The 14,748-nt window shown below is 61.5% G+C and carries 15 protein-coding genes; 11 read left to right on the forward strand and 4 right to left on the reverse strand.

The window, feature by feature from the left end; all coding sequences use genetic code 11:
- Positions 1–21: 21 nt before the first annotated feature.
- The 5 genes from K3819_RS17860 to K3819_RS17880 all read left to right on the forward strand — a co-directional run bounded on the left by K3819_RS17860 (position 22) and on the right by K3819_RS17880 (position 4,699).
- Positions 22–846: an NAD(P)-dependent oxidoreductase gene (locus K3819_RS17860; RefSeq protein WP_221397624.1), complete on the forward strand. Its 825-nt coding sequence runs from the start codon at positions 22–24 to the stop codon at positions 844–846.
- A gap of 41 nt (positions 847–887) precedes the next feature.
- Positions 888–1,781, forward strand: coding sequence for an SMP-30/gluconolactonase/LRE family protein (locus K3819_RS17865; protein WP_085613199.1), 894 nt, complete (start codon positions 888–890; stop codon positions 1,779–1,781).
- Between the two features lie 60 nt (positions 1,782–1,841).
- Positions 1,842–2,813, forward strand: coding sequence for a TRAP transporter substrate-binding protein (locus tag K3819_RS17870; protein WP_039767234.1), 972 nt, complete (start codon positions 1,842–1,844; stop codon positions 2,811–2,813).
- A 78-nt stretch (positions 2,814–2,891) separates the two neighbouring features.
- Complete coding sequence (locus K3819_RS17875; protein WP_039767235.1) at positions 2,892–3,419, forward strand: TRAP transporter small permease; 528 nt, start codon at positions 2,892–2,894, stop codon at positions 3,417–3,419.
- Entirely contained in the window at positions 3,419–4,699 is a 1,281-nt protein-coding gene (locus tag K3819_RS17880) for a TRAP transporter large permease (RefSeq protein ID WP_039767236.1), read from the forward strand. Before K3819_RS17875 ends, K3819_RS17880 begins: the two co-directional genes overlap by 1 nt.
- Before the next feature lie 48 nt (positions 4,700–4,747).
- On the opposite strand, the gene K3819_RS17885 is transcribed toward K3819_RS17880, so the two are convergent.
- From K3819_RS17885 to K3819_RS17895, 3 genes are read right to left on the reverse strand one after another with little or no spacing between them, the layout of a single operon-like run.
- On the reverse strand, positions 4,748–5,548 hold the full coding sequence (locus K3819_RS17885; protein ID WP_085613200.1) for a sulfite exporter TauE/SafE family protein: 801 nt from the start codon (positions 5,546–5,548) through the stop codon (positions 4,748–4,750).
- Positions 5,549–5,557: 9 nt separating this feature from the next.
- Positions 5,558–6,802, reverse strand: a complete 1,245-nt coding sequence (locus K3819_RS17890; RefSeq protein WP_085613201.1) for an FAD/NAD(P)-binding oxidoreductase — start codon at positions 6,800–6,802, stop codon at positions 5,558–5,560.
- A gap of 38 nt (positions 6,803–6,840) precedes the next feature.
- The gene (locus K3819_RS17895; protein WP_007952897.1) at positions 6,841–7,179 is read right to left on the reverse strand and encodes a helix-turn-helix transcriptional regulator; all 339 of its coding nucleotides are present in this window, start codon (positions 7,177–7,179) and stop codon (positions 6,841–6,843) included.
- 98 nt (positions 7,180–7,277) lie between these two features.
- Between K3819_RS17895 and K3819_RS17900 the strand changes: the two genes are divergently transcribed.
- Complete coding sequence (locus tag K3819_RS17900) at positions 7,278–8,141, forward strand: MBL fold metallo-hydrolase (protein WP_085613202.1); 864 nt, start codon at positions 7,278–7,280, stop codon at positions 8,139–8,141.
- A gap of 127 nt (positions 8,142–8,268) precedes the next feature.
- Positions 8,269–9,114 carry a tyrosinase family protein gene (locus tag K3819_RS17905; protein ID WP_085613203.1) on the forward strand — a complete coding sequence of 282 codons (846 nt, stop codon included), beginning with the start codon at positions 8,269–8,271 and terminating at the stop codon, positions 9,112–9,114.
- 12 nt (positions 9,115–9,126) lie between these two features.
- Here the strand turns inward: K3819_RS17905 and bkdR are convergent, their stop codons facing one another.
- Positions 9,127–9,615 carry a Bkd operon transcriptional regulator BkdR gene (bkdR, locus tag K3819_RS17910; RefSeq protein WP_007915088.1) on the reverse strand — a complete coding sequence of 163 codons (489 nt, stop codon included), beginning with the start codon at positions 9,613–9,615 and terminating at the stop codon, positions 9,127–9,129.
- A gap of 185 nt (positions 9,616–9,800) precedes the next feature.
- Between bkdR and K3819_RS17915 the strand changes: the two genes are divergently transcribed.
- The 4 genes from K3819_RS17915 to lpdA are packed head-to-tail and all read left to right on the forward strand — an operon-like array spanning position 9,801 to position 14,746.
- The gene (locus K3819_RS17915) at positions 9,801–11,036 is read left to right on the forward strand and encodes a 3-methyl-2-oxobutanoate dehydrogenase (2-methylpropanoyl-transferring) subunit alpha (RefSeq protein ID WP_007952906.1); all 1,236 of its coding nucleotides are present in this window, start codon (positions 9,801–9,803) and stop codon (positions 11,034–11,036) included.
- Position 11,037: 1 nt separating this feature from the next.
- Positions 11,038–12,096: an alpha-ketoacid dehydrogenase subunit beta gene (locus tag K3819_RS17920; RefSeq protein ID WP_071172848.1), complete on the forward strand. Its 1,059-nt coding sequence runs from the start codon at positions 11,038–11,040 to the stop codon at positions 12,094–12,096.
- A complete protein-coding gene (locus tag K3819_RS17925; protein WP_221397625.1) occupies positions 12,097–13,368 on the forward strand; it encodes a dihydrolipoamide acetyltransferase family protein in 1,272 nt (423 codons plus the stop codon).
- A gap of 4 nt (positions 13,369–13,372) precedes the next feature.
- The gene (lpdA, locus tag K3819_RS17930) at positions 13,373–14,746 is read left to right on the forward strand and encodes a dihydrolipoyl dehydrogenase (protein ID WP_221397626.1); all 1,374 of its coding nucleotides are present in this window, start codon (positions 13,373–13,375) and stop codon (positions 14,744–14,746) included.
- Positions 14,747–14,748: the final 2 nt, after the last annotated feature.

Genomic DNA, 14,748 nt, shown 5'->3' on the forward strand with positions numbered 1-14,748 from the left:
AACAACGTGTAAGGGATTGCCATGACGTCCACCTCCACCGCCCCAACTCCGTTCAATCGCCTGCTGCTGACCGGCGCCGCCGGTGGCCTGGGCAAAGTCTTGCGTGAACGTCTGCGCCCGTATGCCAACGTGCTGCGCCTGTCGGACATCACGGCCCTCGCCCCGGCCATCGATGACCGGGAAGAAGTCGTGCTCTGCGACCTCGCCAACAAAGCTGCCGTGCATCAGCTGGTCGAAGGCGTGGATGCGATCCTGCACTTCGGTGGCGTCTCGGTGGAGCGCCCCTTCGAAGAAATCCTCGGCGCCAACATCTGCGGCGTATTCCATATCTATGAAGCGGCACGCCGACACGGTGTGAAGCGGGTGATATTCGCCAGCTCCAACCATGTCATCGGCTTCTACAAGCAGGACGAACACCTCGACGCCAGCTCCGCTCGCCGCCCCGACGGCTACTACGGTCTGTCCAAGTCCTACGGCGAAGACATGGCCAGTTTCTACTTCGATCGCTATGGCATCGAAACCGTCAGCATCCGCATCGGCTCGTCGTTTCCCGAACCACAGAACCGCCGAATGATGCACACCTGGCTGAGCTTCGACGACCTCACCCAATTGCTCGAGCGTGCGCTGTACACCCCCAACGTCGGCCACACCGTGGTTTATGGCATGTCCGCCAACAAGGATGTGTGGTGGGACAACCGCTTCGCCAGTCACCTCGGTTTCGAAGCCAGGGACACCTCCGAAGTGTTTCGCGAAAAGGTCGAGGCGCAGCCCATGCCGGCAGCCGATGACCCGGCGCGGATCTACCAGGGCGGAGCCTTCGTCGCGGCCGGCCCGTTCGGCGATTGACCGGCGCGATTCACGTCTCCAATAAAACCAAGGGAATGAGTATGCAAGCCGAATTGATCGTCGACGCCCGCAACGCGGTGGGTGAAAGCCCGGTCTGGGTATCGCAGGAGAACGCCTTGTACTGGGTCGATATCCCCAACGGTGGCCTGCAGCGCTGGAGTGCCGACACTGGCCATGTCCATGCCTGGAAGACTCCCGAAATGCTTGCCTGCCTCGCCCGCCACAGCAAGGGCGGTTGGGTTGCCGGGATGGAGAGCGGGTTCTTTCACTTGCAACCGCATGCCGATGGCAGCCTTGACAGCGACTTGCTCGCGACCGTGGAACACAGCCGCCAGGACATGCGCCTGAACGACGGTCGCTGCGACCGCCAGGGCCGGTTCTGGGCCGGCAGCATGGTGCTGAACATGGGCCTGAATCTGCCCGAGGGCCGGCTCTATCGTTACGGTGCCGGGCAAACAGGCGTGATCGAGGCACAGCTTGATGGCTTCATCGTGCCCAATGGCCTGGGCTTCAGCCCGGACGGCAAAACCATGTACCTGTCGGACTCGCACCCGAACGTCCAACTGATCTGGGCTTTCGATTACGACAACGAGACAGGCACACCCTCCAACCGGCGGGTGTTCGTGGACATGAACCATTTTTACGGCCGCCCCGACGGCGCAGCCGTGGATGCCGATGGCTGCTACTGGATCTGCGCCAACGACGTCGGCCTGATCCATCGTTTTACCCCCGACGGTCGCCTTGACCGCTCGCTGCAGGTACCGGTGAAAAAACCCACCATGTGCGCCTTCGGCGGCAGCCGGATGGACACCTTGTTCGTGACTTCGATTCGCCCCGGCGACGACCAGGATCCGCAGTCCCTGGCCGGCGGCGTGTTCGCCCTCAACCCCGGCGTCAAAGGCCTGCCGGAGCCAATGTTCGACGATCTGCTGTAACCCGCCCTTGCTGCATTGCTGTGCCTTGAACACAAAAATAACAAGACTGGAGAACCCCTCATGGACTTCAAACGCACGTTGCTCGCCGCCGCCCTCCCCCTCGCGCTCACCTTCGGCAGCGCGGCCCAGGCGCTGGAAATCAAATTCGCCGACATCCACCCCGCCGGGTATCCGACCGTGGTCGCCGAAGAACAGTTGGGCAAGACCCTGGTTGCCGAAAGTGACGGCAAGCTGACCTTCAAGATGTTCCCCGGCGGTGTACTCGGCTCGGAAAAGGAAGTGGTCGAACAGGCCCAGGTCGGCGCCATCCAGATGGCCCGCGTCAGCCTCGGGATTGTCGGCCCTGTGGTGCCGGACGTGAACGTGTTCAACATGCCGTTCGTGTTCCGTGACCAGGCGCACATGCGCAAAATCATCGACGGTGAAATCGGTGACGAGATCCTCGACAAGATCACCAACTCCGAATTCAACCTCGTGGCGCTGGCGTGGATGGATGGCGGCACGCGCAACATCTACACCAAGAAACCGGTGCGCAGCCTGGCGGACCTCAAGGGCATGAAAATCCGCGTGCAGGGCAACCCGATGTTCATCGAAACGATCAACGCCATGGGCGGCAACGGTATCGCCATGGACACCGGCGAAATCTTCAGTGCCCTGCAGACCGGCGTCATCGATGGCGCGGAAAACAATCCGCCGACCCTGCTTGAACACAACCACTACCAGAACGCCAAGTTCTACAGCCTGACCGGGCACCTGATCCTGCCCGAGCCCATCGTGATGTCGAAAATCACCTGGGAAAAACTCAGCCCCGATCAGCAGACGCTGGTGAAAAAAGCCGCCAAGGCTGCGCAGGCCCAGGAGCGCACCTTGTGGGATGCCAAGTCGGCCAGCAGTGAAGAGAAACTCAAGGCCGCTGGCGTCGAGTTCATCACCGTCGACAAGAAACCCTTCTACGAGGCCACCGCTTCGATCCGCGAAAAATACGGCGCGCCCTACGTCGACCTGATCAAACGCATCGAAGCCGTTCAGTAACCTCCCTGCCCTCAATACAAGGCCCGGCAGCGCTGGCGTCGCTCGACGCTCACGCCTGCCCGGTTACGGTGGAACCCGATGAAGAATTTGCTGCTGCGCATCAATGACCGGATCTACATGGCCTGCATCTGGGTCGCCGGTCTGTCGGTGCTGACCATTTCCCTGATCATTCCCTGGGGCGTGTTCGCCCGTTACGTCCTCGGCACCGGCTCAAGCTGGCCGGAGCCCACCGCCATCCTGCTGATGATGGTCTTCACCTTCATCGGCGCCGCCGCCAGCTATCGCGCCGGCGCGCACATGGCGGTGGCGATGGTCACCGACCGTCTGCAACCGAACATGCGTCGAACCATGAGCATCGTTTCCCAAGTGCTCATGGGCACCATCTGCCTGTTCATGACCATCTGGGGCACCAAGCTCTGCCTGTCGACGTGGAACCAGTTCATGAGCGCCCTGCCGACATTGCGCGTCGGCATCACCTACATGCCGATCCCGATTGGCGGCGCGCTGACGCTGATTTTCGTGCTGGAAAAACTCTTGCTCGGCGATCAAAGCAATCGCCGCGTGGTGCGATTCGACCTGGTTGAAGAAAACGAAGGGGCTGCCTGATGGACGCATTGATTCTGCTGGGCAGTTTTATCGCACTGATCCTGATCGGCATGCCGGTTGCCTATGCGCTCGGGCTGTCGGCCCTGATTGGCGCGTGGTGGATCGACATCCCGTTCCAGGCCTTGATGATCCAGGTGGCGGGCGGGGTGAACAAATTCTCGCTGCTGGCGATTCCGTTCTTCGTGCTCGCCGGCGCAATCATGGCCGAGGGCGGCATGTCGCGACGGCTGGTGGCCTTCGCCGGGGTCCTGGTGGGCTTCGTGCGTGGCGGGCTGTCGTTGGTCAACATCATGGCCTCGACGTTTTTTGGTGCGATTTCCGGCTCGTCGGTGGCCGATACCGCGTCGGTGGGTTCGGTACTGATCCCGGAAATGGAGCGCAAGGGTTATCCCCGGGACTTCTCCACGGCAGTGACCGTCAGTGGTTCGGTGCAGGCCTTGCTGACTCCGCCGAGTCACAACTCGGTGCTCTACTCGCTGGCCGCCGGCGGCACCGTGTCCATCGCTTCGCTGTTCATGGCCGGCGTGGTGCCGGGCCTGCTGATGAGCGCATGCCTGATGGTGCTTTGCCTGATCTTCGCGCGCAAACGCGACTATCCCAAAGGCGAAGTGATCCCGATGCGCGAAGCCTTGAAGATCTGCGGCGAAGCGCTGTGGGGGCTGATGGCGATGGTGATCATTCTCGGCGGGATTCTCTCGGGGATCTTCACGGCCACCGAGTCGGCGGCCATCGCCGTGCTGTGGTCGTTTTTCGTCACCATGTTCATCTACCGCGACTACAAATGGAGTGAGCTGCCGAAACTGATGCATCGCACGGTGCGCACCATTTCCATCGTGATGATCCTGATCGGCTTCGCCGCCAGCTTCGGCTACATCATGACCCTGATGCAGATCCCAGCGAAAATCACCACGCTGTTCCTGACCCTGTCCGACAACCGCTACGTGATCCTGATGTGCATCAACGTCATGCTGCTGTTGCTCGGCACCGTGATGGACATGGCGCCGCTGATCCTGATCCTTACGCCGATTCTGATGCCGGTGATCCTCGGAATCGGCGTCGACCCGGTGCAGTTCGGCATGATCATGCTGGTCAACCTCGGCATCGGCCTGATAACGCCGCCGGTGGGCGCCGTGCTGTTCGTGGGTTCTGCGGTGGGCAAGGTCAGCATCGAAAGCACCGTGAAGGCGCTGCTGCCGTTCTATGCGGTGCTGTTCCTGGTGCTGATGCTGGTGACCTATGTTCCGGCACTGTCGCTGTGGTTGCCGCATCTGGTGTTGTAACGCTAACGCTGTGGCGAGGGCGTTCGCTCCCTCGCCACAGATTTCATATCACGCCCGCAGCAACATGTAAGCCGCAACCACCAGGCACACACTGGCAAACCCCACCTGCAACGTCCTCGCCGGTACTCGCGCGCAAAGTTGGCGACCGATGATCATGCCGATGATGCTCGCCACAATGAACGCAGCACCCAGTCGATCTATCCGCACGCCCGCGTGGAACGCGCCGATCACACCGATGGCGGAAATCAGGCTGATGACCATCAGTGAAGTAGCGACGATCCCGCGCATCTGTACATCGGTCAGTTGCTTGAACGCCGGCACGATCAGAAACCCGCCGCCCACCCCCAGCAACCCGGACACTACACCGGTGACAGCGCCCAGCGCCGCAAGGGTCGCGGTGCATTTGGCGGTCCAGTCGAAACGCCCAGTCTGTTCATTGAGCATGCAGTTCTTCTGGCCCCAACTGGCGTGGCCATGGTCACTCGGACCCTCCTGCTGGCGTTCGCGGCGCAGCATTCGCCACGCCACCATCACCATCAGCAGGCTGAACAGAATCATCAAAACCTTTTCCGGCAACTGATGGGCGAAGTAGATGCCCACTGGCGAAAACACCGCGCCGAGCGCCGCGATCAACAGCGCCGCACGATAGCGCACCAGTCCATGACGCAGGCCATCGATAGCGCCGACCGCCGCCGCGCTGCCCACTGCAAACAACGCCACCGGCGCCGCTTGCGTCATCGTCCAGCCCAGCCCCAGCACCAGCGCCGGCACCGCGAGAATCCCGCCGCCGGCCCCGGTCAGACCAAGGACCAATCCCATCACCACGCCAAACAGACTTGCCAGCAACATAGAGTGTTCTCAGTCGACCCTGGACAGACGCGTCAGCCATTCGCGGCCCTTGAGCATGCCGTTCCAGTAGAACCACGGCAGCAGCGTCGCCTTCAGCCACCACGCGGAGCGGCGCGGCACGGTCGGGTCGAGGGGAAAGGTCGGCAGCAATTTTCCACCGTAGCCGAACTCGGCGAGGATCACCTTGCCCTTCTCTACCGTCAGCGGGCAGGAACCATAGCCGTCGTACTTCAGCGGCAGTGCCAGATCCTTGCGCAGGGCCAGCAGGTTTTCCGCCACCACCACGACCTGTTTGCGCACTGCTGCGGCGGTTTTCGCATGGGTGGTGCCGCAGATATCGCCCAGGGCAAACACGTCGGGATAACGCGGATGTTGCAGCGTGTGCGGGTCGACCTCGCACCAGCCGCTGGCGTCGGCCAACTGACTCTGCGCGATGAAATCCGGCGAAACCTGCGGCGGGACGACGTGCAACAGATCGAAGGTTTTCGCCTGACGGGTGACATTGCCGTCCGCGTCCTTGACGTCGAACCAGGCGGTTTTCGCCGGGCCGTCGACCTTCACCAGATTGGAATTGAACGCCAGCCGCGCGTTGTATTTCTCGATGTACTTCATCAGCGGCGGCACGAAAGTCGGGACGCCGAACAGTGCGGCGCCGGCCAGATTGAACTCGACCTCGACCTTGCTCAGCACGTTGCGCTTGAGCCAGTGATCGCAGGACAGGTACAGCGCCTTCTGCGGCGCGCCGGCGCACTTGATCGGGATCGGCGGCTGGGTGAACAGGGCTTTGCCGCCGCGCAGTTTCTGCACCTGATCCCAGGTGTATTGCGCGTGCTGATAGCTGTAGTTGGAAGTGACGCCGTACTGGCCGAGGCTTTCCTGCAAGCCTTCGATGTTCTCCCACGCCAGGCGCAGGCCGGGGCAGACGATCAGGTTCTGATAGGTGACGCTGCGTTGGTCGTTGAGGGTGAGGCGGCGCTGGTCGGGGTCGATGCCGGTCACTGCAGCCTGAATCCAGGTGGCCTGACGCGGCATCACTTTGTTCATCGGTCGGGCAGTGTCTTTGGCATCAAAGGCACCACCGCCGACCAGCGTCCAGGCCGGCTGGTAGTAATGCAGGGTGCTCGGCTCGATCACCGTGATTTTCAGGCCGGGATCGCGCTTGAGCAGGCTCGCGACAAAACCGATACCGGCAGTGCCGCCGCCGATGACCACGATGTCCGCACTGATGGATGGGCCCCAGTGTTGATCGTTCATTGTTTGTTCCTTATGGCTGCACGCAAGGATAGCCGGGTCTATTGCGCCCAGCTTTTGAGCACGGCTCCGCAGTAGAGTCCGGAAAGGGTTTTCATCACCTGGATCACTTCGTGACTGGCGAGACCGTAAAAAATGTACTTGCCTTCACGACGGGTCGCGACCAGCCCTTCATCACGCAGGATGCCCAGTTGCTGGGACAGGGTCGGCTGCCGCACGCCGGTCATTTTCTCCAGCTCGCCGACGTTGCGCTCGCCCTGGGTCAACTGGCACAGGATCAGCAGCCGATCCTCATTGGCCAGGGCCTTGAGCAAAGAACAGGCCTTGGAAGCCGAGGCGCGCAGCTGCGCCACTTCACATTCGGTCAGACTGGATTGCATTTGCAGGATGCCTTCAACGTCACTTAAGCTGCGGACATTATGTGTTTACATAAAGTGTTGCAACCCTGACTTCCCACCTTCTGCACAGGACCGTGTTCATGCCCGCGCTGATTGAAGCTTTCCTCGACCCCGCCTCCTCGACCTACAGCTATGTGGTCTACGAGGCCGACGGCGGGCAGTGCGCAATCGTCGATCCGGTGCTCGATTACGACGGCGCCGCCGGCCGCACCTGCACGGCTCAGGCCGACAAGATCATCGCCTTCGTTCGCGCCCACAACCTGCAAGTGCAATGGCTGCTGGAAACCCACGCCCACGCCGATCACTTGTCCGCCGCGCCGTACCTGCGCCGGGAACTGGGCGGGAAAATCGCGATTGGCGAATCGATCAGCAAAGTGCAGAACGTGTTCAAGGCGCTGTTCAACCTGGAGCCGGAATTTCGCGTCGACGGCTCACAGTTCGATCATCTGTTCGCACCCAACGAGTCGTTCCGAATCGGCAATCTCAAGGCCACCGCCCTGCACGTCCCCGGGCATACCCCGGCGGACATGGCCTATTTGATCGATGGCGAGCAGATCCTGGTCGGCGACACGCTGTTCATGCCCGACGTCGGCACCGCCCGTTGCGACTTTCCCGGCGGCAACGCCCATCAATTGTTCAATTCGATTCACAAGCTGCTGGCTTTCCCGGCCAGCGTGAAGCTCTACGTCTGCCACGACTACCCGCCGCAAGGTCGCGACTCGCAGTGCCAGACCACCGTCGGCGAACAGCGCAAAAGCAATATCCACGTGCATGACGGCATCGATGAAGCCACGTTCGTTGAAATGCGCACACGGCGGGACGCGGGGTTGGGAATGCCGACGCTGTTGCTGCCGGCGATTCAGGTCAATGTCCGGGCGGGAAACCTGCCGCCGGCGGAAGGCAATGGCGTTGTCTACCTGAAGATCCCCATCAACTCTGTGTAGGAAAAACTCAATTCAAGAAACGGGAATAACGGTTTTCGTACCTGTCGCGTCGGATGCGATGAACTGGGCGTATTCTCGGCCAGAAGGCAGACTTCATGGGGTAATCAACCCATGGAGATTTGGCAATATGGATATTCGCCGCAACCACCGGGATCTGTCCCCGGAGGAAAAGGCCGCCTTCGTCAACGCGGTTCTGACGCTGAAAAACAACGTGAACAGCGTGCTGCGTCCCGGCCAGCAAAGCCGTTACGACGATTTTGTACAGATCCACAAGAATTCAATGGGACGAGGTAATCCTCTTGTTCCCAATCCGCATCGCAGCCCCCTGTTCTATCCGTGGCACCGTGTGCTGATCCGCCAGTTCGAGTTGGCGCTGCAGGCCGCGGCTGATGACCCTCGCATCACCCTGCCCTACTGGAACTGGCAACTCGGCGGCGCCGACAATCCGTTCACTTCGGACTTCATGGGCGGCAACGGTGACAATACCCAAAACATGCTGGTAACAACCGGTCCCTTTTCCAGTACACAGTCGTCATTCATTGTCTCCGTATGGGACGAGGGGTTCGGTAACGCCGGGGTGCGCCGCAATCTCGGTGCTGCGGGTGCCTTGCCGTCACCAGAAACCGTCATTTCGGCGCTGAACAGAACGTCGTACTGGATGGAGCCGGGCGGTTGGGAAAACGTCTCCGAGCGCGAACTGCACAATCAGGTACATGCCTGGATCGGGGGCAGCATGATGGAAGCATCGTCCCCCAACGACCCGATATTCTTCCTGCATCATTGCTATCTGGATCTGCTCTGGGAGCGCTGGAAGAAGCTCCATCCGAACGTCCCCTCCTTCACGCAGGACGACCTGAGTCACTCGACACTGGTCTTTCACCCGGAAAACGAACCCGCTCCCTGGCCTCAGAGCTTTACCGTTCAGCAGACACTTGTTACCAAAGACCTGGAATATCGCTATGAATACCTGTGAACTGCATCGCACTCAGTTACCCAGCGTCAAGCCATTCGCCGGCAACGGCAACGCCGTCTTGTAGCGCACCTGCTTGAGCGCAAAACTTGACCGGATGTTGGCCACGCCCGGCACCTTGGTCAGAAAGTCCATCATGAAGCGTTCGAGCGACTGGATGGTCGGCACCAGCACCCGGATCAGATAGTCCGGGTCGCCGGCCATCAAGTAGCACTCCATGACTTCGGGCCGATCGGAAATCGCCTCTTCGAAATGCTGCAGGGCCTCTTCCACCTGCTTCTCCAGGCTGACGTGAATGAACACATTGACGTGCAGCCCCAGCAGGTCGGCATCCAGCAGGGTCACCTGCTCGCGGATCAGCCCCAACTCTTCCATTGCCTTGACCCGGTTGAAGCACGGGGTCGGTGACAGATTGACCGATCGGGCCAGGTCGGCGTTGGTGATGCGCGCGTTCTCCTGAAGGCTGTTGAGAATGCCGATGTCGGTACGGTCCAGTTTGCGCATGAGACAAAACCACCTGTTTTTTATGTTTATGCAGAATTTCTATCTGCAAATGATCTTCAGCGCAACGAAACAGAGAGAAATATTCTTCTTGCCCGGGCCTATGATTGTTGTAGGACAAGATTTCTTTTATCGAAGAATGACTGCCAGCTCACTACAAGAAATTCACAAGATCGAGCGTAGAAGCCATGACCCAAGCGTATGAACCGCTGCGTCTGCACGTCCCTGAACCCTCGGGCCGCCCAGGCTGCAAAACCGATTTCTCCTACCTGCATCTGACCGATGCCGGCACGGTGCGCAAACCTTCCATCGACGTAGAACCCGCCGACACTGCCGACCTGGCCCGTGGCCTGATCCGCGTGCTTGACGACCAGGGCAACGCCCTCGGCCCATGGGCTGAAAACGTGCCGGTCGAGATCCTGCGCAAAGGCATGCGTGCCATGCTCAAGACCAGGATCTACGACAACCGCATGGTGGTCGCCCAGCGTCAGAAAAAAATGTCGTTCTACATGCAAAGCCTCGGCGAAGAAGCCATCGGCAGCGCCCAGGCCCTGGCCTTGAACATCGACGACATGTGCTTCCCGACCTACCGCCAGCAAAGCATTCTGATGGCCCGCGACGTGCCATTGGTCGACCTGATCTGCCAACTGCTGTCCAACGAGCGCGATCCGCTCAAGGGCCGTCAGCTGCCGATCATGTACTCGGTCAAGGACGCCGGTTTCTTCACCATTTCCGGCAACCTCGCCACCCAATTCATTCAGGGCGTGGGCTGGGGCATGGCTTCGGCGATCAAGGGCGATACCAAAATCGCCTCGGCCTGGATCGGCGACGGCGCCACCGCCGAATCGGACTTCCACACCGCCCTCACCTTCGCCCACGTTTACCGGGCGCCAGTGATCCTCAACGTGGTCAATAACCAGTGGGCGATCTCGACCTTCCAGGCCATCGCCGGTGGTGAAGCCACCACCTTCGCCGGACGCGGCGTCGGATGCGGCATCGCCTCGCTGCGGGTTGACGGTAACGATTTCTACGCGGTCTACGCCGCCTCCGCCTGGGCTGCCGAACGCGCCCGCCGTAACCTCGGCCCGACCATGATCGAATGGGTCACCTACCGCGCCGGCCCGCACTCGACCTCCGACGATCCGTCCAAATACCGTCCTGCCGACGACTGGAGCCACTTCCCGCTGGGCGACCCGATTGCCCGCTTGAAACAGCACCTGATCAAGGTCGGCCACTGGTCGGAAGAGGAGCACGCCGCCGTCAGCGCGGAGCTCGAAGCCGAAGTGATCGCCGCACAGAAACAGGCCGAACAGTACGGCACCCTCGCCGGCGGGCAGATTCCGAGCGCCGCGACCATGTTCGAAGACGTCTACAAAGAGATGCCGGAGCACTTGAAGCGCCAGCGTCAGCAGTTGGGGATCTGACATGAACGATCACAACAACAATATTCAGTTGGAAACCGCCATGACCACGACCACCATGACCATGATCCAGGCCCTGCGCTCGGCCATGGATGTGATGCTTGAGCGTGACGACAACGTGGTGGTGTTCGGCCAGGACGTCGGTTACTTCGGCGGCGTGTTCCGTTGCACCGAAGGCTTGCAGACCAAGTACGGCACCTCGCGGGTGTTCGATGCGCCGATCTCCGAAAGCGGTATCGTCGGCGTCGCGGTGGGCATGGGCGCTTATGGCTTGCGTCCGGTGGCCGAGATTCAGTTCGCCGACTACGTGTACCCGGCGTCCGACCAGATCATTTCCGAAGCCGCCCGTCTGCGTTATCGCTCGGCCGGCGAGTTCACCGCCCCGATGACCCTGCGCATGCCGTGCGGCGGCGGCATCTACGGTGGCCAGACCCATAGTCAGAGCATCGAGGCGATGTTCACTCAGGTCTGCGGCCTGCGCACCGTCATGCCGTCCAACCCGTATGACGCCAAAGGCCTGCTGATCGCCTCCATCGAAAACGATGACCCGGTGATCTTCCTCGAGCCGAAACGCCTGTACAACGGCCCGTTCGACGGGCACCACGACCGCCCGGTAACCCCGTGGTCGAAACACCCGCAAGCCCAGGTGCCGGACGGTTACTACACCGTGCCGCTGGACGTGGCCGCCATTACCCGTCCGGGCAAGGACGTGACCGTGCTGACTTACGGCACCACCGTGTACGTGTCGCAAGTCGCCGCCGAAGAATCCGGCGTGGATGCGGAAGTCATCGACCTGCGCAGCCTGTGGCCGCTGGACCTGGAAACCATCGTCAAATCCGTGAAGAAAACCGGCCGTTGCGTCGTGGTTCACGAAGCCACCCGCACCTGCGGTTTCGGCGCCGAACTGGTGTCGCTGGTGCAAGAGCATTGCTTCCACTACCTGGAGGCGCCGATCGAACGCGTCACCGGTTGGGACACCCCCTACCCGCACGCGCAGGAGTGGGCGTATTTCCCTGGGCCGTCCCGAGTGGGCGCGGCGCTGAAACGGGTCATGGAGGTCTGAATGGGCACGCACGTTATCAAGATGCCGGACATCGGCGAAGGCATCGCGGAAGTAGAACTGTCGCAGTGGCACGTCAAGGTTGGTGATCTGGTCGTTGAAGATCAGGTGCTGGCGGATGTGATGACCGACAAGGCGATGGTCGATATTCCCTCGCCGGTCCACGGCAAGGTGATTGCGCTGGGTGGTCAGCCGGGTGAGGTGATGGCGGTCGGCAGTGTGCTGATCAGCATCGAGGTCGAGGGCGCCGGCAATCTGAAGGAGTCGGACAAACCGGCGCCAGTTGCGGCGAAAGAAACGCCAGTCGCACCCAAAGTTGAAGCTGTCGTTGAAAGCAAACCCGCCGCGCCGCGTACGGCTCCGGTTTGCCAGGGCCCGGTGGTCGCTCGCGAAGCCGATGAGCGCCCGCTGGCCTCGCCGGCCGTGCGCAAACATGCGCTGGACCTGGGCATTCAATTGCGTCTGGTGCGCGGTTCCGGTCCGGCCGGTCGCGTGCTGCACGAAGACCTCGACGCCTATCTGGCGCAGGGTCAGTCGAATGCTTCGGCGCCGGTCGCCGCCGCGTCCGCCCAGCGTCACGATGAAGAACAGATTCAGGTTATCGGCATGCGCCGCAAGATTGCCCAGCGCATGCAGGACGCCACCCAGCGTGCTGCGCACTTCAGCTATGTCGAGGAAATCGACGTCACCGCAATTGAAGAACTGCGTGCCCACCTGAACGAAAAACACGGTGCCAGCCGTGGCAAGTTGACCTTGCTGCCGTTCCTGGTGCGCGCACTGGTCGTTGCCCTGCGCGACTTCCCGCAGATGAACGCCCGCTACGACGATGAAGCCCAGGTCATCACCCGCCTCGGCGCCGTGCATGTTGGCGTCGCCACTCAAAGCGATGTTGGCCTGATGGTGCCGGTGGTGCGTCATGCAGAAGCTCGCAGCCTGTGGGACAGCGCGGCGGAAATCTCCCGCCTGGCCACCGCCGCGCGCAATGGCAAGGCCAGCCGCGATGAACTGTCCGGCTCGACCATCACCCTGACCAGCCTCGGCGCCCTTGGCGGCATCGTCAGTACCCCGGTGCTGAACCTGCCGGAAGTCGCGATCGTCGGCGTGAACAAAATCGTCGAACGCCCAATGGTCGTCAAAGGCCAGGTGGTGATCCGCAAGATGATGAACCTCTCCAGCTCCTTCGATCACCGCGTGGTCGACGGCATGGACGCGGCGCTCTTCATCCAGGCCATTCGTGGTCTGCTCGAACAACCCGCGACCCTGTTTGTGGAGTGATCGCATGCAAACTCTGAACACCACGCTGCTGATCATCGGCGGTGGCCCCGGCGGTTATGTAACGGCCATTCGCGCCGGGCAACTGGGCATCCCGACCATTCTGGTCGAGGGCGAATCGCTGGGCGGCACCTGCCTGAACATCGGCTGCATTCCGTCGAAAGCGCTGATCCATGTGGCCGAGCAGTTTCATCAGACTCAACATCACAATCAGCATTCGGCACTGGGCATCAGCGTTTCCGCGCCGACCCTCGACATCACCAAGAGCGTCGAGTGGAAGGACGGCATCGTCGATCGCCTGACCACCGGCGTCGCGGCGTTGCTGAAGAAGCACAAGGTTCAGGTCATCAACGGCTGGGCCAAGGTCATCGACGGCAAGACCGTGGAAGTCGGCGACACCCGCATCCAGTGCGAGCATCTGGTGCTGGCCACCGGCTCGCAAAGCGTCAACCTGCCTATCCTGCCGATTGGCGGGCCGATCATTTCGTCCACCGAAGCGCTGGCGCCGAAGTCAATTCCGAAACGCCTGATCGTGGTGGGCGGTGGTTACATCGGTCTGGAGCTGGGCATTGCCTATCGCAAGCTCGGCGCCGAGGTCAGCGTGGTCGAGGCGCAGGATCGGATTCTGCCGGCCTACGACGCCGAACTGACCCAACCGGTGCACGACGCGCTGAAGCAACTGGGCGTGAAGTTGTACCTCAAGCACAGCGTGCTGGGCTTCGACGGGACATTGCAGGTGCGCGATCCGAACGGCGACACCCTCAACCTGGAAACCGATCAGGTGCTGGTGGCTGTCGGCCGCAAACCCAATACCCAAGGCTGGAACCTCGAAGCGCTGAACCTGGACATGAACGGCTCGGCGATCAAAGTCGACAGCCGCTGCCAGACCAGCATGCGCAATGTCTACGCCATCGGCGACCTGAGCGGCGAGCCGATGCTGGCCCACCGCGCCATGGCCCAGGGCGAGATGGTTGCCGAGCTGATCAGCGGCAAGACCCGCGAATTCAACCCGACCGCCATCGCTGCCGTGTGCTTCACCGACCCGGAACTGGTGGTGGTCGGCAAGACCCCGGACGAAGCCAAAGCGGCAGGACTGGACTGCATCGTGTCGAACTTCCCGTTCGCCGCCAACGGCCGGGCGATGACCCTGGAATCGAAAACCGGCTTCGTGCGGGTGGTCGCTCGTCGGGACAATCATGTGATTGTCGGCTGGCAGGCGGTGGGTGTCGGGGTCTCCGAACTGTCGACTGCGTTCGCGCAAAGCCTGGAAATGGGTGCGCGACTGGAAGACATCGGTGGCACCATCCATGCGCACCCGACCCTGGGTGAAGCGGTGCAGGAAGCGGCGTTGCGTGCGCTTGGGCACGCGTTGCACCTGTAAAA

It is taken from the genome of Pseudomonas sp. 3-2 (assembly GCF_019710535.1).
Classification (GTDB): Bacteria; Pseudomonadota; Gammaproteobacteria; order Pseudomonadales; family Pseudomonadaceae; genus Aquipseudomonas; species Aquipseudomonas pharyngis.